Raw genomic sequence first — 394 nt, forward strand, 5'->3', positions numbered from 1 at the left:
CCTGGATCAGGTGGTTGTGCACAAACAGCAGGTATCAAGATTCAATTAGAATATGACTTACACAGCGGACAGTTTTTAAACTTCCAGGTAGAGCCTGGAAAAAATAATGATAAAACATTTGGAACAGATTGCTTAGATACCTTACGCCCAGGAGATTTATGTATTCGCGATTTGGGTTATTTTTCATTGGAAGACTTAGATCAAATGGACCAACGTGGCGTGTACTATATATCAAGACTTAAATTAAACCATACTGTCTATACGAAAAATCCGTTTCCGGAATACTTTCGAAATGGGACAATCAAAAAACAGTCACAGTATATCCAAGTTGATTTAGAGAACATTATGCACACGTTAAAACCAGGACAAACGTATGAAATAAAAGAGGCGTATA

General features: G+C 36.5%; 1 protein-coding gene. It reads left to right on the top strand.

Going from position 1 to position 394, the window contains the following annotated elements; all coding sequences use genetic code 11:
- Window positions 1-394, top strand: a 394-nt coding sequence (locus MR155_RS31470) for a transposase (protein WP_242312132.1), incomplete at both ends; no start/stop codon positions are given.

This window comes from Bacillus cereus group sp. BfR-BA-01331 (assembly GCF_022663915.1).
Lineage (GTDB): Bacteria > Bacillota > Bacilli > Bacillales > Bacillaceae_G > Bacillus_A > Bacillus_A mycoides.